The sequence below is a fragment of the Roseomonas populi genome (assembly GCF_024594815.1).
Taxonomy (GTDB): domain Bacteria; phylum Pseudomonadota; class Alphaproteobacteria; order Acetobacterales; family Acetobacteraceae; genus Roseomonas; species Roseomonas populi.
Genome location: NZ_JANJOU010000022.1, coordinates 1 through 22,419 on the forward strand (window position 1 = coordinate 1; position 22,419 = coordinate 22,419).

General features: G+C 71.2%; 20 protein-coding genes. 13 read left to right on the forward strand and 7 right to left on the reverse strand.

Annotation, left to right across the window (positions count from 1 at the left end; genetic code table 11):
• Positions 1-521: dTDP-glucose 4,6-dehydratase (locus NRP21_RS20930; RefSeq protein ID WP_257718181.1), on the reverse strand; the 521-nt coding region annotated here is incomplete at its 3' end.
• Between the two features lie 385 nt (positions 522-906).
• On the opposite strand from NRP21_RS20930, the gene upp reads away from it, so the two are divergent.
• Together upp and NRP21_RS20940 are read left to right on the forward strand one after the other, a co-directional pair.
• Positions 907-1,548, forward strand: a complete 642-nt coding sequence (gene upp, locus NRP21_RS20935) for a uracil phosphoribosyltransferase (protein WP_257718182.1) — start codon at positions 907-909, stop codon at positions 1,546-1,548.
• Between the two features lie 100 nt (positions 1,549-1,648).
• Complete coding sequence (locus NRP21_RS20940) at positions 1,649-2,659, forward strand: YeiH family protein (RefSeq protein WP_257718183.1); 1,011 nt, start codon at positions 1,649-1,651, stop codon at positions 2,657-2,659.
• 27 nt (positions 2,660-2,686) lie between these two features.
• Here the strand turns inward: NRP21_RS20940 and NRP21_RS20945 are convergent, their stop codons facing one another.
• Entirely contained in the window at positions 2,687-3,631 is a 945-nt protein-coding gene (locus NRP21_RS20945; protein WP_257718184.1) for a LysR family transcriptional regulator, read from the reverse strand.
• A 133-nt stretch (positions 3,632-3,764) separates the two neighbouring features.
• Between NRP21_RS20945 and NRP21_RS20950 the strand changes: the two genes are divergently transcribed.
• Both NRP21_RS20950 and NRP21_RS20955 read left to right on the forward strand, forming a co-directional pair.
• The gene (locus tag NRP21_RS20950; RefSeq protein WP_257718185.1) at positions 3,765-4,751 is read left to right on the forward strand and encodes a dihydrodipicolinate synthase family protein; all 987 of its coding nucleotides are present in this window, start codon (positions 3,765-3,767) and stop codon (positions 4,749-4,751) included.
• Positions 4,752-4,856: 105 nt separating this feature from the next.
• A complete protein-coding gene (locus NRP21_RS20955) occupies positions 4,857-5,825 on the forward strand; it encodes a Bug family tripartite tricarboxylate transporter substrate binding protein (protein ID WP_257718186.1) in 969 nt (322 codons plus the stop codon).
• A gap of 40 nt (positions 5,826-5,865) precedes the next feature.
• On the opposite strand, the gene NRP21_RS20960 is transcribed toward NRP21_RS20955, so the two are convergent.
• The gene (locus tag NRP21_RS20960; RefSeq protein ID WP_257718187.1) at positions 5,866-6,765 is read right to left on the reverse strand and encodes a LysR family transcriptional regulator; all 900 of its coding nucleotides are present in this window, start codon (positions 6,763-6,765) and stop codon (positions 5,866-5,868) included.
• Positions 6,765-7,379: a flavin reductase family protein gene (locus NRP21_RS20965; protein WP_257718188.1), complete on the reverse strand. Its 615-nt coding sequence runs from the start codon at positions 7,377-7,379 to the stop codon at positions 6,765-6,767. The genes NRP21_RS20960 and NRP21_RS20965 overlap by 1 nt, the downstream gene beginning before the upstream one ends.
• A gap of 173 nt (positions 7,380-7,552) precedes the next feature.
• Between NRP21_RS20965 and NRP21_RS20970 the strand changes: the two genes are divergently transcribed.
• The 9 genes from NRP21_RS20970 (at position 7,553) to NRP21_RS21010 (ending at position 19,073) form a co-directional block, all read left to right on the forward strand.
• On the forward strand, positions 7,553-8,605 hold the full coding sequence (locus NRP21_RS20970) for a M29 family metallopeptidase (RefSeq protein WP_257718189.1): 1,053 nt from the start codon (positions 7,553-7,555) through the stop codon (positions 8,603-8,605).
• A gap of 41 nt (positions 8,606-8,646) precedes the next feature.
• Entirely contained in the window at positions 8,647-9,858 is a 1,212-nt protein-coding gene (locus tag NRP21_RS20975) for an ABC transporter substrate-binding protein (RefSeq protein ID WP_257718190.1), read from the forward strand.
• A gap of 20 nt (positions 9,859-9,878) precedes the next feature.
• Positions 9,879-11,720: an ABC transporter permease gene (locus NRP21_RS20980; RefSeq protein WP_257718191.1), complete on the forward strand. Its 1,842-nt coding sequence runs from the start codon at positions 9,879-9,881 to the stop codon at positions 11,718-11,720.
• A complete protein-coding gene (locus NRP21_RS20985) occupies positions 11,717-12,475 on the forward strand; it encodes an ABC transporter ATP-binding protein (RefSeq protein ID WP_257718192.1) in 759 nt (252 codons plus the stop codon). Before NRP21_RS20980 ends, NRP21_RS20985 begins: the two co-directional genes overlap by 4 nt.
• Before the next feature lie 2 nt (positions 12,476-12,477).
• Entirely contained in the window at positions 12,478-13,182 is a 705-nt protein-coding gene (locus NRP21_RS20990) for an ABC transporter ATP-binding protein (RefSeq protein ID WP_408639649.1), read from the forward strand.
• 12 nt (positions 13,183-13,194) lie between these two features.
• Positions 13,195-13,671 (forward strand): (2Fe-2S)-binding protein, encoded by a 477-nt coding sequence (locus tag NRP21_RS20995; protein ID WP_257718193.1) that lies wholly within the window; start codon positions 13,195-13,197, stop codon positions 13,669-13,671.
• Complete coding sequence (locus NRP21_RS21000) at positions 13,668-17,174, forward strand: molybdopterin-dependent oxidoreductase (RefSeq protein WP_257718194.1); 3,507 nt, start codon at positions 13,668-13,670, stop codon at positions 17,172-17,174. The genes NRP21_RS20995 and NRP21_RS21000 overlap by 4 nt, the downstream gene beginning before the upstream one ends.
• A gap of 64 nt (positions 17,175-17,238) precedes the next feature.
• Positions 17,239-18,390, forward strand: a complete 1,152-nt coding sequence (locus tag NRP21_RS21005; RefSeq protein ID WP_257718195.1) for an FAD-dependent monooxygenase — start codon at positions 17,239-17,241, stop codon at positions 18,388-18,390.
• Between the two features lie 2 nt (positions 18,391-18,392).
• A complete protein-coding gene (locus NRP21_RS21010) occupies positions 18,393-19,073 on the forward strand; it encodes a TetR/AcrR family transcriptional regulator (protein WP_257718196.1) in 681 nt (226 codons plus the stop codon).
• Here the strand turns inward: NRP21_RS21010 and NRP21_RS21015 are convergent.
• The 3 genes from NRP21_RS21015 to NRP21_RS21025 all read right to left on the reverse strand — a co-directional run bounded on the left by NRP21_RS21015 (position 19,051) and on the right by NRP21_RS21025 (position 22,363).
• Positions 19,051-20,259, reverse strand: coding sequence for an alpha-hydroxy acid oxidase (locus tag NRP21_RS21015; protein WP_257718197.1), 1,209 nt, complete (start codon positions 20,257-20,259; stop codon positions 19,051-19,053). The genes NRP21_RS21010 and NRP21_RS21015 overlap by 23 nt on opposite strands.
• Before the next feature lie 51 nt (positions 20,260-20,310).
• Positions 20,311-21,318, reverse strand: coding sequence for an alpha/beta fold hydrolase (locus tag NRP21_RS21020; protein WP_257718198.1), 1,008 nt, complete (start codon positions 21,316-21,318; stop codon positions 20,311-20,313).
• Between the two features lie 64 nt (positions 21,319-21,382).
• Positions 21,383-22,363, reverse strand: a complete 981-nt coding sequence (locus tag NRP21_RS21025; RefSeq protein ID WP_257718199.1) for a Bug family tripartite tricarboxylate transporter substrate binding protein — start codon at positions 22,361-22,363, stop codon at positions 21,383-21,385.
• Positions 22,364-22,419: the final 56 nt, after the last annotated feature.

Sequence of the window (22,419 nt, forward strand, 5' to 3'; positions counted from 1 at the left end):
TCGTGCCAGGCGCGGGCGAGGTGGTCCGAGCCCGCCTTGCTGGCGGAGTAGGGGGAGCGCGGGTCGTAGGGCGTCTCCTCCGTGAAGGCGCCGGTAGGGCCGAGGGAGCCGAAGACCTCGTCGGTCGAGACGTGGAGGAAGCGGAATGCCTCGCGCCGGGCGGCGTCGTAGCCGGCCACGAGGGCGCGGGCGGCCTCCAGCAGGGCGAAGGTGCCCATCACGTTGGTCTGGATGAAGGGGGCGGCGGAGGCGATGGAGCGGTCCACGTGGCTCTCGGCCGCCAGGTGCATCACCGCGTCCGGCGCGTACTCGGCGAAGGTCGCGCGCATCTGCCCGGCGTCGCAGATGTCGGCCTGGAGGAAGGCGAGGCCGGGCCGCCCCTCGCAGGGGGCCAGCGTCCGGCGGTCTCCGGCATAGGTGAGCTTGTCGATCACCAGCACCTCGTGCCCGAGGTCGAGGATCAGGTGCCGGACGAGGGCGGAGCCGATGAAGCCGGCGCCGCCGGTGACGATCACGCGCATGGTCGGGGTGTTGGTCCTCGTCGGGCGGTGCTGCGGCCTGGGGTGGGGGATATTAGGCGATTGCGGCCCTGCCAGGGCAGGGGGCGGGGCGCCGTGGGTGCTTCGTTGCGGCTATAGGGCGGGAACGGGCCGTGTGGGAACCTCCGGGGGCCGGGCAGGCGGGCGGGTTTTCGCGCGTCACGGCGCCCGGATGTGCCGTTCCGTCCTTCCCGGGGCCGCGTCGGTCCTCATGCCCGCCGGTATGAAGGCGGCATCGGCGCCGGGTGAAAACAAGGATGCGTGGGCGCGGCCTTCGCCCGCGTGCGGCGCTGCGCTATGGGAGGGCCGCGCCGGCCCCGCCTCTCGGGCTCCCCTCTGGGGCCGGGCGGGCAGGAGGCGCGGCGCGATGGATCAGGTGCACCCCAGGCTGACGCTCCTCACCCACCCGCTGGTGCAGCACAAGCTGACGATCATGCGGCGGCGGGAGACCTCCACGGGCGAGTTCCGGGCGCTGGCGCGCGAGATCAGCCTGCTGATGGCCTATGAGCTGACGCGGGACCTGCCGGTGCGGGACGTGCCGATCGACACGCCGCTGGAGCCGATGATGGCGCCGGCCATCGCGGGCAAGAAGCTCTGCATCGTCTCCATCCTGCGGGCGGGGGACGGGATCGCATCGGGGATGCTGGATCTCGTTCCCTCAGCCCGGGTGGGGCATATCGGGATGTACCGCGACCCCATCTCGAAGCGCCCGGTGGAATACCTGCTGAAGCTGCCGGAGGACGTGGCGGAGCGGCTGGTCATCGTGGTTGATCCCATGCTGGCCACCGGCTACTCGGCCGCGGCCGCGCTGGAGCGGCTGAAGGCGGCGGGCTGCGCCAACCTGCGCTTCGCCTGCCTGCTGGCGGCGCCGGAAGGGGTTTCCGTGCTGGCGCAGGCGCACCCGGACGTGCCGGTCTATGCCTGCGCGGTGGACCGGGCGCTGGACGACCACGCCTATATCCGCCCCGGGCTGGGCGATGCGGGGGACCGGCTTTTCGGGACGAAGTAGCGCCGGGCCACGATCGGCCCGAACGATTGTTCCGATCAGATTCATCTGTTTGTTGAGTGACTTCCGCCGGCGCACACCCCGCCGCGGAGGTTGCCATTCCATGACACTGCCCGACCGCGTGGCCCGGCTTCTGCCGGGCGTCACCCTCTGCTCCACCGTCTCGCTCGCCGCGCTGGGGTTGGCGCGGATAGAGGAGGCCGCGTTCGGGCGGGCTTGGCTGGAGACGCTGGTGCTCGCCATCCTGCTCGGCGTTGCCATCCGCACCGCGTGGCGGCCGGGGGCGCGCTGGAAGCCGGGGATCGACTTCTCGGCCAAGATGCTGCTGGAGGTGGCGGTGGTGCTGCTCGGCGCCTCGCTGAGCGCGGCGACGATCCTGGCGGTGGGCTGGGAGTTGCTGCTGGGTATCGCGGTGGTGGTGGTGGTGGCGATCCTGGCGAGCTACGCGTTGGGGCGCGCCTTCGGGCTGTCGCCGCGCCTGGCGGTGCTGGTGGCCTGCGGCAACTCCATCTGCGGCAATTCCGCCATCGCTGCGGTGGCGCCGGTGGTGGGGGCGGAGGGCGAGGACGTGGCGGCCTCCATCGCCTTCACCGCCGTGCTGGGGGTGGGGGTGGTGCTGGCCCTGCCGCTGCTGGCGCCGCTGCTGGGGCTGAGCGCCGGGCAGTACGGGGTCCTGGCCGGGCTGACCGTCTATGCCGTGCCGCAGGTGCTGGCGGCCACGGCGCCGATCGGGGTGCTGAGCGTGCAGGTGGGCACGCTGGTGAAGCTGGTGCGGGTGCTGATGCTGGGGCCGGTCGTCCTGGCGCTCTCCCTGGTCGCGCCGCGGCAGGGCGGGGCGCGGCCGCCGCTCTCCCGGTTGGTGCCCTGGTTCATCCTCGGCTTTCTCGGGCTCGCGGCGCTGCGGTCGCTGGGCTTGGTGCCGGCGGCATTGCTGGGGCCGATGGCGGCAGCGGCCACGGCGCTTACCGTGCTCGCCATGGCGGCGCTCGGGCTGGGTGTGGACGTGCGGATGGTCGCGCGCTCGGGCGGGCGGGTGGTGGGGGCGGCGGTGGCGTCGCTGCTGCTGCTGGGGGCGGTGAGCCTGGGGCTGATCCGGGCGCTGGGGGTGGCCTGAGGGTTTGTCGGCCCGCTGTGCGGCGGATTAGCCGCGTTCCGGCGGATCGGTTCCCTGGCCCAGCGATACGGCTTGCCGCACCAGCCCTCGCAGCCAGCGGTGCCCGGCGTCGCGGTCGTCCCGCCGGTGCCACACCTGCAGGAAGCGAAGCGGCGGCAGCGGCACCGGGATGGGAGGCGGGAAGAGGAGCAGCCTCTCGTGGCTGGCGTGGATGGAGACCAGCCGCTGCCGGATGTGCCCCACCAGGTCCGTGCCCACGACCACCGCGGGCACGGCGACGTAGTGCGGCAGCACGGCCACCACGCGGCGCCGCATCCCGAGCTTGGCGAGGATGTCGTCCAGCTCGATGCCGAGGTGCCGCTGGCTTGCCACGGTGACGTGCGAAGCGGCGAGGTAGTCCTCCAGGGTCAGCCGCCCGTCGCGGAGCAGCGGGTGCTGCCGGTCCACGACGCAGGCGAGGGTGTCGGCGTAGAGCTCCTCCGTCAGCAGGCCTTCCGGCAGGTCGGGTAGCACGCCCATGCCGAGCTCCGCACCGCCCGCGGCGACGACGTCCGCCGCCTCCCCCGCGCCGCTGCCCACGACGATGAGGTCCACGCCCGGCGCCTCGCGCCGCAGGAGGGGGATGAGGCGCGGCAGGAGCTCCACCGTCATCACCTCCGTCATCGCCAGGCGGAAGCCCCGCCGCGCCGTCGCGGGGTCGAAAGCCTCCTGCCCGCCGAGGGCGGAGAGGACATGGCCGATTGCGGCGCGGATCGGCACGTGCAGGTCCAGCGCCCGGGCAGTGGGCTGCATCCCACCCGCGCCGCGGATGAAGAGCTCGTCCCCGAAGAGCAGGCGCAGGCGGCGCAGCGCGTGGCTGACGGCGGGCTGGGTCAACCGGACGCGCGCGGCAGCAGCCGTGACCTTCCGCTCGGTCATTAGCGCGTCGAAGATCACGAGCAGGTTCAGGTCCACGCGGGACAGGTCGATCATGGGCGCGCCTCCCTGGCCCGATTATGCGCCAAATTCATGTTTTCATGAAAAGCTAATCGTTGATTAATGGCGGGGCTGGCGCCCATGCTTTCCCTCAAGACGGCCCATCCGCGGGCCGCAACGGGAGGACGGGATGACCACCATCGGACACCGGCGCTATGTCGCGCTGCTGCTGCCCTTCGACGAGCGCATGAAGGTCGATGAGGGGGCCTTCCGCCGCTACGTCCGCTACTACGCGGACGACCCGCGCTTCGCCGCCGAGGGCGGGCTCTGCGTGAACCCGGAGGCGGGCGAGATCTTCTACCTGACGCGGGAGGAGAAGCGCCGCGTGCTGGAGATCGCCATGGAGGAGGCCCATGGCAAGCTTCCGGTCATCGCCGGCACCTGGGCCCTGACCACGGATGAGATGGTGGAGACGGCGCGCGACGCGAAGGCGCTGGGGGCGGACGGCATCTTCGTGACGCCCCCCGGCGGGGCGCAGGACGTCACCTCCTGCTGGGACGCCGACGCCTATCCCGAGATCTGGCTGGACACGATCATCGCGCAGGACCGCGCGGTGGATCTGCCGATCATCACGCATCCCGTCAGCGGCAGCGACTTCCCCTTCTACCCCGGCCTGCCGGTCAAGGCGACGCTGGCGATCTGCCGCGCCGTGCCGAACATCGTCGGGTGGAAGATGACCTACACCTATGACGGGTTCCGCATGGTGGCGAAGGGACTGCGCTCCCTCGACCGGCCCGTGGCGGTGATGGGCGCGCTCGCCTCGCGCTTCCACGAGTACCGGCTGACCGACATGTTCGACGGCACGCTCAGCGGCTTCTGGACCTTCGCCAAGGAGCCGATGCTGGACCACCTGGAGGCCTGGGACCGGCGCGACCTGGAGGGCGCCTGCAAGGTCTGGAACAGCGGCCTGGTGGACCTGCACGAGTACATCGCCGACATGGGCCGGCTGCACATCCGCTACAAGACGGCGGCCTGGCTGCGCGGGCTGATCCCCAGCCCCTTCATGCGCGCGCCCATGCCGAAGCCGAAGCAGGAGGAGATCGACACGATCTACCGCCTGCTGACGAACCTCAATCTTTCCGTCATCGACCGCAGCGACCTGAAGCGCGCGGCCTGAGGCGGCGCGCAGCCCCGGCGTGCCGGGGAGGGATGGCGCCGGGCGGCCCCTGCCGGCCGGCGCCGATGAAGGGTGAACGAGAAAAGCATTGGGAGGATCGGTCCGATGGATCGAGGGATGCGCCGCGCTTGGCCCGCGCTGCTGCTGGCCGGGCTGCTCTCCTGCCACGGCACGCCGCCGGCGCGCGCGGCGGACACCTACCCGGACCACCCGATCCAGATGATCATGCCGCTGCCGCCGGGCTCGGGCACGGATCTCATGGCCCGTGTCTTCGCGACGGAGATGGGGCGCGTCCTCGGGCAGCGCGTGGTGGTGATGAACCGCACCGGCGCCTCGCTCACCATCGGCATGGGCGTTGTCGCCACCACCCCGGCGGACGGCTACACCCTGGCCTTCTCGCCCGTCACGCCGATCGTCGTGCAGACGCACCGGGTGCGGAACCTGCCCTACGGCGCGGAGAGCTTCGTCCCGGTCTGCCAGACCTTCGACAACGTCTTCCACGTCGCCGTGCCACAATCCTCGCGCTTCCACTCGCTGCGCGAGGTGCTGGAGGAGGCGAAGGCGCGGCCGGGATCGCTGCGCTATGGCCATACCGGCCCGGCCTCCGGCCCGCACTTGGCAGGCGCCGAGCTGTGGCGCCAGGCCGGCGTGCAGCTGGTGGACGTGCCCTATCGCGGGGAGGCGGACTTCACGACGAACCTCCTTTCGGGCTCCCTGGACATGGGGATGAGCACCACCTTCCTCGTGCAGTCGCAGAACCTGCGCTCCCTGGCCGTGATCGCGCGGGAGCGGCTGCCCTCCATGCCCGAGGTGCCGACGGTGCACGAGCTGGGGCTGGACGTGGTCTCCGTGACCTATGGCGGGCTGTTCCTGCGCGCCGGCACGCCGGGGGCGGTGGTGGAGCGGCTGGAGGCCGCGTGCCGCGAGGTGCTGGGCACGCCCGCCTACCGGGAGGTGGCGCGCCAGCAGGCGGTGGCCGCGACCTATCTTGATACACGTGCCTTCAGGGCCCGGATGGCGGCGGATGATCCGCGCGTGGCGGCGCTGATCCAGGCGCTCGACCTGGGAGAGTAGCGCCTTCGCTCGCCGGCCGCCCCGGGATCGGGCGCCGCGCTCACTTCCCTGGCAGGAGGGCGAGCAGGGCTTCCGCCGCGCGGCTGGGCGGCCTGTCGCGGTGGTGCAGGACCTGGAAGGCGCGCTGGAGCGCCGGGGCGGGCAGGTCCAGCGCAACGCGGTGGAGCAGCCCGGCCTCGATGGAGGGGGCGGCGACGGAGGCGGAGAGGGCGGTGGCGCCGAGGCCCGCTTCCACGGCGCCGCGGACGGATTCGTTGGAGGGGAGGTCGAGCGCGACCCGCAGGGCCCGGGGATCGAGGCCGGCGGCGCGGAGGGCCTCCTCGAAGGCGGAGCGGGTGCCGGAGCCGGCTTCGCGCAGCACCCATTCGCTCTCCGCCAGTTCGGGCAGCCCGGCGGGAGGGTGCCGGGCCCAGGGGTGGGTGGGCGCGACGACAATGACGAGCTGGTCCGTGGCGACAGTGCGGGCGAGCAGGAGAGGATCATCCACCGCGCCCTCCACGAAGCCCAGTTCGGCGGTGCCGGCGCGGATGGCGGCCGCGACCTGCGCGGTGTTGCCGACGGCGAGGGGCACGGCGATGCCGGGATGGGCGCGGCGGAAGGCGACGAGGTGGCGGGGCAGCCAGTAGCTCGCGATGGTCTGGCTGGCGTGGACGGGGAGGGTGCCGCGGCCGAGGCCGGCGAGGTCGGCCAGCGCCGTCTCGGCCGCCTCCGCCCGGGCCAGCACGGCGCGGGCCTCGGGCAGGAACTCGCGGCCGGCGGCGGTGAGGGCGATGCCGCGGCCAATGCGGTCGAAGAGGCGGAGGCCGTTGCGGGATTCCAGGGCCGCGATCGCGGCGCTGGTGGCGGATTGGGTGAGGTGCAGCGCCTCCGCCGCGCGGGTGACGTGCTGGCGCTCCGCGACCGCGACGAAGACGCGGAGCTGTTCCAGCGTGAGGCGCATCAGGGGAAGTTGGGGCGGATCATCTCGAACATCTCGCCGATCTCGGCGTAGTCGCCGCGGTAGCCGCAGCGGCCGATGGGGCGTGCGGCCTTGGTGTCGAAGAGGCCGTCCTTCAGGTAGGCGCGGTTGATGTGCACGCCGACGACCTGGCCGAGGACGATGTGCGTGCCGATCTCGTTCCCGTCCAGATCCTTCGGGGAGACCACCTGCAGCACGCGGCACTCCAGCGCGGCGGGGGAGGCGGCGACGCGCGGGGGGCGCACGAGGCGGCAGGGCGCGGCTTCCAGCCCGGCGTGCTCGAACTCCGACATGCCGTGGGGAAGGGGGGCGCAGCTCTGGTTCATCGCCTCCGCCAGCTCGCGGGTGACGAAGTTGCAGACGAACTCGCCGGTCGCCTCGATGTTCCGCACGCTGTCCTTGCGGCCCTCGCTGCCGAAGGCGACGACGGGGGGCGCGGAGCCGAAGCCGTTGAAGTAGCTGTAGGGGGCGAGGTTCACGCGGCCGTCCGGGTCCACGCTGCTGATCCAGCCGATGGGGCGGGGCGCGATGATGGCCTTGAAGGGATCGTGCGGCAGGCCATGGCCGAGCCGGGGTTCGTAGAAGTGCTGGTCCATGGAGTGTCCCTGGGTGTGTGCAGGAAATGGTCACCTGTCCTGCAGCGTGCATGCAAGATAGGCGGATTGGGCTTGTGGGCACGCGGGATGTTGCGCCGCAAGGCGGAATTCCGCTTCCACGCGCTTCGGACATAACTGTACGCTCAGTTAGTTTCAGCGGGAAGGCAGAGCCGATGGCGATCAGCGATGCGGACATGGTCGAGGCCTGGAAGAAGGTCCTCACGCTGTCGAAGCTGAAGCAGGGGGAGGTGGTGACAGTGCTGACGGGGGCGGCGACGCACCCGCAGACGCTCTCCACCGCCATGATCGCGGCGCGCGGCATGGGCGCGATCGTCAACCGGCTGGACCTGCCGCCGATGAACGGCGAGGCCTCCCTCTCGCGCGATGCGCTGGCCTTCGTGGGCGACACGCCGCTGACGGGCAACCCGGCGGGGATGGCCGCGCTGAAGGCGAGCGATCTGGTGCTGGACCTGATGCTGCTGCTCTTCTCTCCCGAGCAGGGGGAGATCCTGGAGAGCGGGACGCGGATGCTGCTGGCGGTGGAGCCGCCGGAGGTGCTGGCGCGGCTGGTGCCGACGATGGAGGACAAGCTGCGGGTGAAGGCGGCGGCGGAGAAGCTGAAGGCCGCGAAGGAGATGCACGTCACCTCCGCCGCCGGCACCGATATCCGCTTCGCCATCGGCGAGTACCCGCTGCTGGAGGAGTACGGCTTCGTGGACGCGCCGGGGCGGTGGGACCACTGGCCCTCCGGCTTCCTGGCGACCTGGCCGAACGAGGGGAAGTCGAACGGGACGATCGTGATTGACCGGGGCGACATCCTGCTGCCGCAGAAGTCCTACACGCAGGACAAGATCGTCCTGACGGTGAAGGACGGCTACGCCGTGAAGGTCGAGGGCGGGCTCGATGCCGAGCTGCTGCGCGACTACATGGACAGCTTCAACGATCCCGAGGCCTACGCCATTTCCCATATCGGCTGGGGGTTGCAGGACCGGGCGCGGTGGTCCGTGCTGTCGCTCTACGACCGCGAGCAGACGATCGGGATGGATGCGCGGGCCTTCGCGGGCAACTTCCTCTTCTCGCTGGGGCCGAACACCGAGGCGGGCGGGACGCGCAACACGCCCTGCCACATCGACATCCCGCTGCGGCGCTGCTCGGTGGAACTCGACGGCGTGCCGGTGACGAGGGACGGCAAGGTTCTTGATGAGGCCCCGCTGGCGGCCGAATAACCGGCCCCGTCCCGCTTCCCAATTCGACCAGGAGTAGCACCATGCTCGTTTCGCGGCGCCTGATCCTCGGCGCGTCCGGTACGCTCGCCCTGCCCGGCATCCTGCGCGCCCAGGGGACCGCGCCGATCCGCATCGGCGAGATCAACTCCTACACCTCCAACCCCGCCTTCACCCTGCCCTACCGCAACGCCATGCAACTGGCGGTGGAGCAGATCAACGCCAAGGGCGGCGTGCTGGGGCGGCAGCTGGAGCTGATCACGCGCGACGATGCGGGGCGGCCGCAGGACGCGGTGCGGCTGGCGGGCGAGCTGGTGAACGACCAGAAGGTGGACGTGCTGGCCGGCGCCTATCTCTCCAACGTCGGGCTGGCGCTGGGCGAGTACGCCGCGCAGAACAAGAAGCTCTATGTCGGCGGGGAGCCGCTGACCGACTCCATGGTTTGGGAGAAGGGCAACCGCTACACCTTCCGCCTGCGCCCCAGCACCTACATGCAGGCCGCGATCCTGGCGGAGGAGGCGGCGAAGCTGCCGGCGAAGCGCTGGGCGACAGTTTCCCCGAACTACGAGTTCGGCCAGTCCGGCGTGCGGTGGTTCAAGCAGCTTCTGAGCGCCAAGCGCCCCGACGTGACCTATGTGGGCGAGCAGTGGCCGGCGCTGGGCCGCGTGGATGCGGGCGCCACGGTGCAGGCGCTGGAGGCGATGAAGCCGGACGGCATCTTCAACGTGCTGTTCGGGCCGGACCTGACGAACTTCGTGCGCCAGGGCAACACGCGCGGGCTGTTCGAGCGCCGCTCTGTCGTCTCCCTGCTGACGGGCGAGCCGGAATACCTGGACCCGCTGGGCGACGAGGCGCCGGAGGGCTGGATCGTGACGGGCTATCCCGGCGAGCAGATCGATACCGCCGCGCACAAGGCCTATGCGGCCGACTACCGACGGCGTTTCAACGCGAAGCCGATGTGCGGTTCGCTGGTGGGCTACGCGCTGATCCAGTCCATCGCGGCCGGTGTGGCGAAGGCCGGTTCCACCGATGTGGAGAAGCTGGTGGAGGGCTTCCGCGGCGCCCGCTTCGACACGCCGGTGGGCAATTGCGAGTACCGCGCCGTGGATCACCAGGGCACGCTGGGCGTCTTCGTCGGCAAGACCGCGCTGAAGGGCAATGCGGGCGTGATGACGGACTGGCGCTACATCGACGGCAAGGACCTGCTGCCGGGCGACGACTTCGTGCGCGGGCTGCGGCCGGCCAGCGCGAACTGACGGGAACCCTCGGCGAGTCCATGGACAGCATCCTTCCGCAACTGCTGACCGGGCTCGCCGGGGCCTCGTCGCTGTTCCTTGTCGCGTCCGGGCTGACGATCATCTTCGGCGTCACCCGGATCGTGAACTTCTCCCACGGCTCCCTGATGATGCTCGGCGCCTATATCGGCTGGAGCATCCTGACGCGTCTGCCGCGCGAGCCGGAGTGGTTTGTGCTGGGGGTCCTGGCTACCGTTCTCGCCACCGCGCTGATCGGCGTGGTGCTGGAGGTGGTGGTGCTCAGGCGCGTGTACCGGGCGCCGGAGCTGTTCCAGCTGCTGGCAACCTTCGGCGTGGTGCTGGTGCTGCAGGACGTGACGCTGTGGCTGTGGGGGCCGGTGGAGCTGCCGCTGCCGCGCGGGCGCTGGCTGCGGCAGTTCGTGGAGATCGGGGGGAGCCGCTTCCCGATGTACGACCTGATCCTGATCCTCGTCGGGCCGGTGGTGCTGGGGCTGCTCTGGCTGCTGATGAACCGGACGCGCTGGGGCACGCTGGTGCGGGCCGCCACGCTGGACCGGGAGATGGTGGCGGCGCTGGGGGTGAACCAGCGGACGCTGTTCACCGCGGTGTTCGCGCTGGGCGCGGGGCTGGCGGGGCTGGGCGGGGCGCTCTCGCTACCGAACTCCTCGGCCAATCTGAACATCGATCTTGCGATCATCACCGATGCCTTCGTGGTGGTGGTGGTGGGCGGGCTGGGGAGCCTGACGGGGGCCTTCGTGGCGAGCCTTCTCATCGGCATCCTCCAGGCCTTCGGGATCGTGCTGGTGCCGAAGATCACGCTGGTGCTGGTGTTCCTGGTGATGGCCGTGGTGCTGGTGTTCCGGCCGAACGGGCTGCTGGGGCGGCCGCAGGCGGAGGCGCGGGAGGCGACGGTGGCCGCACCCGTGATCCGTGCGGCCCCGCCGGAGCTGCGGGCGCTGGGGGTTGCGGCGCTGCTGCTGGCGATCGCGGCGCCCTTCATCGTGGGCGAGTACTACCTGACCGTGCTGACGGATGCCTGCGTGGCGATCCTGTTCGCCGTGTCCCTGCACTTCATGATGGGGCCGGGCGGGATGGCGAGCTTCGGGCACGCGGCCTGGTTCGGGATCGGCGCCTATGCGGCGGGGCTGCTGATGCAGTGGATCGGCGCGCCGATGCCGGTGGGGCTGCTGGCGGCGCCGGTGGCGGCGGGGATCGTGGCGGCGCTGTTCGGCTGGTTCGTGGTGCGGCTCTCCGGCGTGTACCTTTCCATGCTGACGCTCGCCTTCGCGCAGATCGTCTGGGCCATCTGCTTCCAGTGGGTGGATGTGACGGGCGGTGACAACGGGCTGCTGGGGCTGGTGCGGCCGGCATGGGCGCATGATGCGCGGGTGTTCTACTGGCTGGCGCTGGCGCTTTCCGTCGGCGGGGCGCTGCTGCTGCGGCGGATGCTCTACGCGCCCTATGGCTACGCGCTGCGGGCGGCGCGGGATTCGGCGGCGCGGGCGCGGGCCATCGGGCTGGACGTGCAGTCCCTGCGGATCGTGGCGATCGTGATCGCGGGGGCGGCCTGCGGGCTCTCCGGCGCGATCTTCTCCTACGGCAAGGGCAGCATCTTCCCGACCTACATCACCATCTCCCACTCGGTGGAGGCGCTGCTGATGGTGCTGCTGGGCGGGCTGCAGACGGTGGCCGGGCCGATCATCGGGGCGCTGGTCTATACGGGGCTGGCGGATATCCTCGTGCGCTCCACCGACCTGTGGCGGCTGGTGCTGGGCGCGGTGATCGTGCTGCTGGTGGTGGCCTTTCCCGAGGGCATCGCGGGCGCCGCGCGGCGCCTGTGGCTGCGGGGGCGCGAGGCATGAGCGTTCTGGTGGTGCAGGGGCTTAGCAAGTCCTTCGGCGGCGTGCAGGCGGTGGGGGATGTCTCCTTCGCCGTGTCGCCCGGGGAGATGCTGGCGCTGATCGGGCCGAACGGGGCGGGCAAGTCCACTTGCTTCAACATGGTGGGCGGGCAGTTGAACCCGGATAAGGGCTCGGTGCTGCTGGAGGGGAAGGCGATCACGGGGCTTTCGCCGCGCGCCATTTCCCGCGCGGGGGTGGGGCGGACCTTCCAGATCACCGCCACCTTCGGGTCCATGACGGTGCGGGAGAACGTGCAGATGGCGCTGCTCTCCCACCACCGGGAGATCTGGCAGTTCTGGCGGCCGGTGGCGGGGCGGCACTTGACGGAAGCGGATGCGCTGCTGGCCCAGGTGGGGCTGGAGGCGCAGGCGGAGCGGGCGACGGGCGTGCTGGCCTATGGCGACCTGAAGCGGCTGGAGCTGGCCATCGCGCTGGCGAACCGGCCCCGGCTGCTGCTGATGGACGAGCCGACGGCGGGCATGGCGCCAGTGGAGCGCGTGGGGTTGATGAAGCTGACGCGGCGGCTGGCGACGGAGCGGGGCGTGGCGGTGCTGTTCACCGAGCACGACATGGACGTGGTGTTCGACGTGTCGGACCGCATCCTCGTGCTGAACCGCGGGGTGCTGATCGCGGAGGGGGATGGGGATTCCATCCGGGCCAACCCGGCGGTGCGGGAGATCTATCTCGGCACCGGCGCGACGAGCGGGGGGCACTGACGATGCTGCTCTCGGTGCAAGGGCTGAACACGCATTACGGGCGGGCGCACATTCTGCAGGACATGGCGTTGACCATCGCCGCCGGCGAGGTGCGCGTGCTGCTGGGGCGCAACGGTGCGGGCAAGAGCACGACGATGAAGTCGGTGATCGGGCTGGTGCGGCCGAGCGCGGGGCGGATCGCCTTTGACGGGGTGGAGATCGCGGGAGAGGAGCCGCACCGGATCGCGCGGCGCGGGCTGGGCTACGTGCCGGAGGACCGGCGGGTGTTTGCCGATCTGACCGTGATGGAGAACCTGGAGGTCGGGCGCCAGGGGGCGCGGGGCGGGATGCGGGCCTGGACGCCGGAGCGGCTGTTCGAGCTGTTCCCCAATCTCGGGCGGATGCGGGACCGGCCGGGTGGGCGGATGAGCGGAGGGGAGCAGCAGATGCTGACCATCGCGCGGACGCTGATGGGCAATCCTCGGCTGGTGCTGCTGGATGAGCCAAGCGAGGGGTTGGCGCCTGTCATCGTCGAGCAGATGGCGAATGCCATCCTGGCGCTAAAGGGCGAGGGGCTGACGATTCTTCTCGCGGAGCAGAACCTGCACTTCGCCGGCGGCGTGGCCGACAGCGCGACGGTGGTGGAGAAGGGCCGTGTGGTGTGGTCCGGCACCATGGAGGCGCTGCGGGCGGATGAAGCGGCCCGCACCAAGTACCTCGCCGTCTGAGGTGGCGGTGTGATGGCAGCGCCCCGGGACGTCTCGCTGGAGGTGAACGGGCGGCCGGTGGTGCTGCACCTGGACCCGGACGCGCCCCTGCTGATGGTGCTGCGGAACGACCTGGAGCTGAACGGGCCGAAATACGGTTGCGGGCTGGGGGAGTGCGGGGCCTGCACGGTGCTGCTGGACGGGCGGGCGGTGCGGTCCTGCGTTCTGCCGCTCTCCCGTGCCGAGGGGCGGCGGGTGGTGACGCTGGAGGGGCTAGGCACGGTGGAGGCGCCGCATCCCGTGCAGGCGGCCTTCATCGCGGAGCAGGGCGCGCAGTGCGGCTACTGCCTGAACGGGATGATCATGACGACGGTGGCGCTGCTGGCGCGCAGGCCCGATCCGAGCGAGGCGGAGATCCGGGACGCGCTGGCGCATAACCTGTGCCGCTGCGGGACGCATGTGGAAATCCTGGCCTCGGTGCGCCGTGCGGTGGCGGAGGGCGCGGCGTGACGCGAGCGCGGCAGGACCTTCCCCGGCAGGAGGTGCTGGAGCAGGAAGGGGTGCTGGCCATCACTCGCCGCCGCGCGCCGACGCCGGGGACTGAGCCGGGGGCGAATGCGCGGGACGAGGAGGATGTCTTCGTCGCCGTCTTCGACGATGGCAGCGTGGCGGCCTTCAACGGGCATGTGGACCTGGGCACGGGCATTCGCACGGCGCTGGCGCAGATCGTGGCGGAGGAGCTGGACGTTCCTCTGGACGCCGTGACGATGGTTCTCGGGCATACCGCGCGGGCGCCGGACCAGGGGCCGACCATCGCGAGCGAGACGATCCAGATCTCCGCCGTGCCGCTGCGGCAGGCGGCGGCGGAGGCGCGGCGGGCGCTGCTGGCCGTGGCTGCGGCGCGGTTGGGGACGGAGGCGCTTTCCGTGCGGGACGGGGTGGTCCTCGCGCCGGATGGGCGGGAGCTTTCCTATGCGGAGCTGCTGCGGGGCGCGCGGGAGGTGGTGCCGCTGAGCGGGACGGCGCCGCTGAAGGCGGTGGAGGATTATCGGATCGTCGGGAAGCCGGTGCCGCGGGTGGACATCCCCGTTAAGGCGACGGGCGGGCTGACCTTCGTGCACGACGTGCGGGTGCCGGGGATGCTGCACGGGCGCGTGGTGCGGCCGCCATATTCGGGGCTGGATGTGGGGGCCTTCGTCGGGTCCAGCCTGCTCTCGGTGGATCGGGATTCGGTGGCGCACATCCCCGGGCTGGTGGATGTGGTGGCAATCGGCGACTTCGTCGGCGTGGTGGCGGAGCGGGAGGAGGAGGCGGCGCGGGCGGCGCGCGACCTGCGGGTGGCGTGGAAGGCGTTCTCCGCGCCGGCGGGGCTGGAGGATGTGGAGCGGGCGCTGCGGGAGAATCCCTCCACGAAGCGCGTTCTGAAGGACACGGGGGAGGTAGACGCGGCGCTGGAGGGTGCTGCGAAGCGGATGCCGCGGACCTATTCCTGGCCCTATCACATGCACGGCTCCATCGGGCCGTCCTGCGCGGTGGCCGACCTCGCGGAAGGTGTGCTGCGGGTTTGGTCGGGGTCGCAGAACCCGCACATGCTGCGGGCGGCGCTGGCGCGGCTGATGGCGCTGCCAGAGACGCGGGTGGAGATCACGCGGCTGGAGGCGGCGGGGTGCTACGGGCGCAACTGCGCGGATGATGTGTGCGGCGACGCGGCGCTGCTCTCCCGCGCCGTGGGGCGGCCGGTGCGGGTGCAGCTGACGCGGGAGCAGGAGCATCTTTGGGAGCCGAAGGGCGCGGCGCAGCTCATCGACGTGGATGGCGGGCTGGATGGCGCCGGAGGCGTGGCGGCGTATGACTTCGTCTCGCGTTACCCGTCCAATGATGCGCCGCTGCTGGGGCTGCTGCTGACGGGGGTGGTGAAGCCGGAGCCGGCGGTGCTGCAGATGGGGGATCGCACGGCGATCCCGCCCTACGACTATCCCTCCATGCGGATCGCGGTGGAGGACATGCCGCCGATCGTGCGGGCTTCCTGGATGCGGGGTGTTTCCTCCCTGCCCAGCACCTTCGCGCATGAGTCCTGGATCGACGAGTGCGCGGCGGAGGCGGGCGTCGATCCGGTGGAGTACCGGCTGCGCTACCTGCGCGATCCGCGCGCCGTCGATCTGGTAAAGGCGGTGGCGGAGCGGGCGGGGTGGGAGAAGCGGACCGGGCCGCGGATGAAAGCGGAGGGCGACGTGCTGCGCGGGCAGGGCTTCGCCTACGCGCTCTATGTCCACAGCGCCTTCCCGGGCTACGGCGCGGCCTGGGCCGCCTGGGTGGCGGAGGTGGAGGTGAACCGCCGCACGGGCGTGGTGACGGCGACGCGGATCGTCACGGGGCATGATGCCGGGCTGATGATCAACCCGGCGGGGGTGAAGCATCAGGTCCACGGCAACGTCATCCAGGCCACCAGCCGCGCGCTGAAGGAGCGGGTGCCGTTCGAGAATGGGCTGGTGGCCGCACAGGAATGGGGCGGGTACCCCATCCTCGATTTCCGGGAGGTGCCGGAGATCGAGGTGGTGATGATGGACCGGCCGGACCAGCCTCCGCTGGGTTCGGGGGAGTCCGCATCGGTTCCCAGTGCGGCGGCCATCGCGAACGCGATCTTCGACGCGACGGGCGTGCGCTTCCGGAAGGTGCCCTTCACCCCGGAGGTAATCCGCGAAGGGCTGCAGCCCGTGGTACAGGCGGAGGCGAAGCGGAAGCGCCGCCGCTGGTTCGCGGGGCTGGGCGGGCTGGCGGGCGGTTTGCTGGTGGCGGCGGGCGCGGCGGTGGGCTGGGCATCCGCCATGGCGCCGGTGAGGCCGCCGGGGGCGGATGTGTTCTCGGCGGCGCAGATCGAGCGCGGGCGGCTGCTGGCGGCGGTGGGGAACTGCACGGGCTGCCACACGGTGCCGGGCGGGGCGGCAAATGCGGGCGGACTGGGGCTGGAGACGGGCTTCGGGACGATCTACGCGACCAACATCACGCCAGATGTGGAGACGGGGATCGGCGCCTACTCCTTCGCGGCCTTCGAGCGCGCCATGCGGCAGGGGATCGCGCGGGATGGGCGGCATCTCTATCCGGCCTTTCCCTACACGGCCTATTCCGGGATGACGGATGAGGATCTGCTGGCGCTCTACGCCTATCTAATGGCGCAGGCGCCGGTGCGGCAGGCGGCGCCAGAGACGAGGCTGGCCTTTCCCTACAACATCCGGCCGCTGATGGCGGGCTGGAACCTGCTGTTCCACCGGCCGGGGGTGATGCAGGCGGATCCGGCGCGCTCGGCGGAGTGGAACCGGGGGAACTACCTCGTCAACGCGCTCGGGCATTGCGGGGCGTGCCATACGCCGCGCAACGCGCTGGGGGCGGAGAAGCGGAGTGCGACCTTCGCGGGCGCGGTGGTGGAGGGGTGGGAGGCGCCGGCGCTGAACGCGCTCTCCCGCTCGCCCGTGCCGTGGAGCGAGGCGGAATTCTTTGACTATCTGCGGACCGGGCATTCGGCGAACCACGGCGTGGCGGCGGGGTCCATGGCGCCTGTCGTGGCGGAGCTTCAGGCGCTGCCGGACGCGGATATCCGGGCCATGGCGCATTACCTTGCCTCGCTGAACCCGGCGCCGGCCGCGGTCGATCCCGTGGCGCTGGTGGCGGCGGCTTCGGTGGCGCCCCGGCATGGGCTGAGCGAGGGCGCGCGGCTGTTCCAGGGGGCCTGCGCGGCCTGCCACGGCGGCGGGGTGCAGGAAGGGCCGGAGGTGGCGTTGGCGCTGAACAGCAACGTCCATTCCGACCGGCCGGACAACCTGGTCCGCACCATCCTGGACGGCATCCGCCCGGCCATCCCCGGCCATGGCGAGATGCCGGGGTTCCGGGACAGCCTGAGCGACCGGCAGGTGGCGGAGCTGGCTGGCTTCATCCGCGGGAACTTCGCGCCGGGGCGGCCGGGCTGGGGGGACCTCTCCGGCACCGTGGCGCGGCTGCGGAATGCGGCGGGGCACTGAAGATAGCGCTTTCTTCTAACTGAACGTGCAGTTAAATAATCCGAGCTGGCGAGGAGACCGGGATATGAGCAAGCCGCGCATCGCGATTGTCGGGGCAGGCCTGGGCGGGATCGCCGCCGCCCTGCTGCTTCGGAAGGAGGGCTTCGAGGCCACCCTCTACGAACAGGCGCCGGCCTTCTCGCGCCTGGGCGCGGGCATCCATGTCGGGCCGAACGTGATGAAGATCATGCGCCGCATCGGGCTGGAGGGTGCGATGGAGGCGATGGGGTCGCACCCCGACTTCTGGTACAGCCGCAACGGGGCGGATGCCGCGATCCTGTCCCAGATCCCGCTGGGCGACTTCGCCCGCAAGCACTACGGCGCCTCCTACCTCACCGTGCATCGCGGCGATTTCCACCAGCTGATGGTGGATGCCGTGCCGTCCGGCTCCCTGCACTACGACAAGCGCCTGACGGGGATCGAGGATCGCGGGCGGGACGTGGTGCTGCGCTTCGAGGATGGTTCTGTGGCGGAAGCGGACATCGTGATCGGCGCGGACGGGGTGAACTCCGTGATCCGCGAGCACATGCTGGGGGCGGAGGCGCCGCGCTACACGGGCTGGGTGGCGCACCGCGCCGTGTTCTCCGCCGACCGGCTGGCAAAGTACGGGTTCAAGTTCGACCAGTGCGTGAAGTGGTGGTCCGAGGACCGGCACATGATGGTCTATTACGTGACCGAGAAGCAGGACGAGTACTACTACGTCACCGGCGTGCCGCAGGCCGAGTGGGACATGAGCAAGGCCTGGGTGCAGAGCAGTCAGGAGGAGATGCGCGAGGCCTTCGCCGGCTACCACCCGATGGTGCAGGCGCTGATCGATGCCTGCGACGACATCACCAAGTGGCCGCTGCTGGAGCGCGACCCGCTGCCGCTGTGGAGCCGCGGGCGGCTGGTGATGCTGGGCGATGCCTGCCACCCGATGAAGCCGCACATGGCCCAGGGCGCGGCCATGGCGATCGAGGACGCGGCCATGCTGGCGCGCTGCTTCAGCCAGGTGGGCGTGGAGGATTACGAGACGGCCTTCGCGCTGTACCGCGCCAACCGGATCGAGCGGGCGTCCCGCGTGCAGAAGGTGAGCCATGACAACACCTGGCTGCGGACGAACGAGGATCCGGCCTGGGTCTTCGGCTACGACGTGTTCGAGGTGCCGCTGGTCGAGCCCGCCCGCGTGGCGGCCTGAGGGTGCCGGCATCGGCCACGCCGAAGCGGAGGATCGGCCGCCGCCCGGCCGATCCCGAGGGCGTTTCCACCCCGGACAACATCCTGGCCGTGGCCGAGCAGGTGTTCGCCGATCACGGCTACGTCGCTGCATCCCTGCGCGAGATCGCGGAGCGGGCGGATGTGACGCAGGCGCTGATCATCTACTACTTCGGCAGCAAGCAGGGTCTGTTCGAGACGCTGTTCAAGCGGCGCGGCCTGGAGGTCTCGAACGAGCGGCAGGCCTTGCTGGACGCGCTGCTGGCCCGGCCGGAGCCGCCGACGGTGCGGGAACTGATCACCGCCTATCTCACCCCGCAGTTCAAGCTGCGGGGGCAGGGTTCGGATGCGGTGGCCTTCGTGCGGATGCAGGCCCGGCTGCACCATGAGCCGGACGAGCTGGCGCTGCGGCTGCGGCGGGAGGTCTATGATGCCTCCACCCGCAACTACATCGCGGCGCTGGAGCGCGCGGCGCCGGGGATCGATGCGGCGGACGCGCACTGGCGCATGATGTTCGCGGTGGGCACCTACCTCTACATGCTCTCGGGCTTCGACCGCCTCGCGGAGGTGTCGCAGGGGCGGTACAGCACGGAGGACACGGAGGAGGTGGTGCGGCGGCTGACGGACTTCCTCGTCGGCGGGTTCACGGCGCCGTCCGGTCCGTAGGGATGCCCGGGGCCGTGGGGTCGGCCAGGTGTCCTCCCGTCCTCCAGCGCAGCCCTTCCCGCCCCAGCTCGCCGATGGATGCGCAGCCCATCAGGCGCATGCCGCGCACCACCTCGTGCCGCATCAGCTCCAGCGCCTGCTCCACCCCCGCCTGCCCGGCGGCAGCCAGGGGGAACAGATAGGCCCGGCCCATCCCCACGGCCTTGGCGCCCATGGCCAGGGCCTTCAGCACGTGGGTGCCCCGCTGCACGCCCCCATCCATCAGCACGTCCAGACGATCACCCGCCGCGTCCAGCACCTCGGCCAGCCCGTCGAAGCCGGCCCGGGAGCCGTCCAGCTGCCGGCCGCCGTGGTTGGAGACCACCACCCCGGCGCAGCCGATCTCCGCCGCCCGCTTGGCATCGGCCCCGGTCATCACGCCCTTGAGGCAGAACGGGCCGCCCCACTCCGCGACCATGGCGGCCACGTCGTCCCAGTTCATCGCGGGGTCGAGCATCTCCGTGAAGTAGTGGCTGATCGACATGGCGCCCCGGCCCATGTCCACATGGGTCTCCAGCTGCGGCAGGCGGAACGCCCCGGCGCGAAGGTAGTCCAGCCCCCAGCGGGGCCGCAGGGCGAATCCCGCGGCCCCCGCCGCGTTCAGGCGGAAGGGGATGGTGAAGCCCGTCCGCTTGTCGCGCTCCCGGTTGCCGCCGGTGATGCTGTCCACGGTCAGCATCATCACCTGCACGCCCGCCGCCTTGGCCCGCGCCATCATCTCGCGGTTCAGGCCGCGATCCTTGTGGAAGTAGAACTGATAGACCTGCGGCGCATCGCCCCCGATCCGCCGCGCCTCCTCCAGGCTCGTCGTGCCGAGGGAGGAGACGCCGAACATGGTGCCGAAGCGCGCGGCAGCGGCGGCCACCGCGCGCTCCCCCTCATGGTGGAACAGGCGCTGCAGGGCGGTGGGGGAACAGTAGAAGGGCAGGGCGAGCCGCTGACCGAGCACCGTCACGGAGAGGTCCACCTCGGACACGCCGCGCAGCACGCTCGGCACGAGGTCGCACTCCTCGAAGGCGGCCGTGTTCCGGCGGTAGGTGACCTCGTCATCCGCCGCGCCGTCGATGTAGTTGAAGATCGGCGCGGGCAGGCGCGCCCGCGCCATGCGCCGGAAATCGTGGAAGTTGTGGCAGTCCTTCAGCCGCACGGCGCTTCTCCGCTGCTCTCGTTGCTTTGGTGGTGGCGTTCCCGGCCTACTCTACCCCAGCCATTCGTCCACGCAGCGGCGCAGGAAGGCGGTGTCCTCCGCGTTACCCTGGGGGTTGCCGGCGCGGTGGCCCCAGATGCTGGGGATGGGGCGCAGCTCGGCATGGCGCAGGTGGGGCAGCTCCGCCTCGTTGTCGGCCACGCGGAAGTAGAGGTCGGTGGCGCCGGGGATGAGCAGGACGCGGGCCTGGACCGCCTGAAGGGCGGCTTGCAGGTCGCCGTTGTAGGTGGGGTTGTCGCTGATGTCGCCGGCGTTCCAGCAGCGCATCTGCGCCAGCAGGTTGGCGGCGTGCTTGTGATCGTAACGGGTTTCCCAGCCCTTCAGGTAGGTCTCCAGATCCGGCGCGGCGGGGGAGAGGTGAAGGCCGGCGCGGTAGAAATCCTGGCTCATCGCGTAGCCCGCGTAGTTGCGGCCGAAGGCGCGCAGGGCGGCCTTCGGCTGGGCGGAGAAGAGGGCGCAGCCGTCATACTCCGGCGCGGCCTCCAGGATCGCCATCTGGGCGCGGGTGAAGACCTGGTTGTGCACGGCGGTGCGGGCGCTGCCGCAGTTGATGAACACCGCCTCCACCGCCTCGGGGAAGAGGGCGGCCCAGTGGTAGGCCTGCTGCGCGCCCATGGACCAGCCATAGACGGCTCGCAGGCGATCAATCCCCAGCACCTCGCGCAAAAGGCGGCGCTGGGCGTGGACGTTGTCGTAGGCGGTGACGAGGAGGGGGTAGTCCGGCGTGTCCTGGGGGGAGGAGGAGACGCCGTTGCCGAACATGTCGATCTGCACGACGAACCAGCGCCCGGGGTCCAGCACGCCGTCGGGGCCGATCAGCCATTCCAGCTCCGCCGCGGTGGCGCCATAGCTGGTCGGGTAGAGGACCGCGTTGTCCCGCGCGGGGGAGAGCGTGCCGTGGGTCTTCCAGTTCAGGGTGGCGCCACGGATGGTGCCGCCCTTCAGCACGGGCAGGTCGCCGAGCGCGAAGCGCCCCGTCTCGGTGGCCCAGTCGGTCATACGATCCCCTCCGGCGGCGGTGCGCCCATCCTGCCGATGGGGCGCGCCGCCGCAAGGGCGGGGGCTATTCGAGCTTCAGCCCGATCCGCTGGACGATGTTCTTGTAGAGCGCGAACTCGCGGTCTAGGAAGGCGCGGGTGGAGGCCGGGGTGCTGTCCAGCACCGGGGTGGTGCCCGTGCTCTCCAGCCGCTCGCGCACGCGGGGCTCGGCGAGGGCGGTGTTGGCGGCCTTGCTGAGGGCCGCGGCCACCTCGTCCGGCAGGTCCTTGGGGCCGGCCATCACGGTCCAGGTGGTCAGCTCGTAGTCGGGCAGCACGGCCTCTGCCACCGTGGGCACGTCCGGGAAGTTCGTGTCACGCGTGCGGGTGGTGACGGCCAGCAGGCGCAGGGCGCCGTCCCGCACCTGGCCGACGACGGAGCCGAGCTGGTCCACGGCGTAGAGGGTCTCGCCCTTGATGAGGGATTCCGCGGTCTGGGAGCCGCCGCGGTAGGGGACGTGCTGCGCGGTGGTGCCGGCCAGGACGGCCAGGTAGTCCGCGCCGAGATGCGAGACGCCGCCGACGCCGGAGCTGGCATAGCCCACGCGCCCAGGCTCCGCCCGCAGCCTGTCCACCAGTTGCTTGACCGTGGTGATGCCGGAGTTGGTGGGCACCACCACGCCGAGCGGGCTGGTGCCGACGATCGTGATCGGCGTGAAGTCCTGCGTGGGATGGTAGCGCGCCGCGCTGGCGCCGGAGGCGGGGGCGACGGCGAGGGTGGAGGCGGAGCCGACGAGAAGGGTGTAGCCGTCCGGCCGGGATCGGCGGACGAACTCGGCGCCGATGGCGCTGCCGCCGCCGGGGCGGTTCTCGACCAGGGCGCGGCCCTCGGGCGAGAGGATGGGGCCGATGCGGTCCGCGAGCAGGCGCCCGGCGAGATCGTTCGCGCCGCCGGGGGCGAAGGGGACGATGACGGTGATCGGCCGGTCCGGGAAGGCGGCCAGGGCAGGGCGGGCCAGGACGGCACCGGACAGCGCCAGGGCGCCGAGTTGGCGTCGGGTGGGCATGGACGTTCTCCTTGCCGGCCTCGTTCCGGGCCGGTGCAGTGTCCATGATGGCGCGG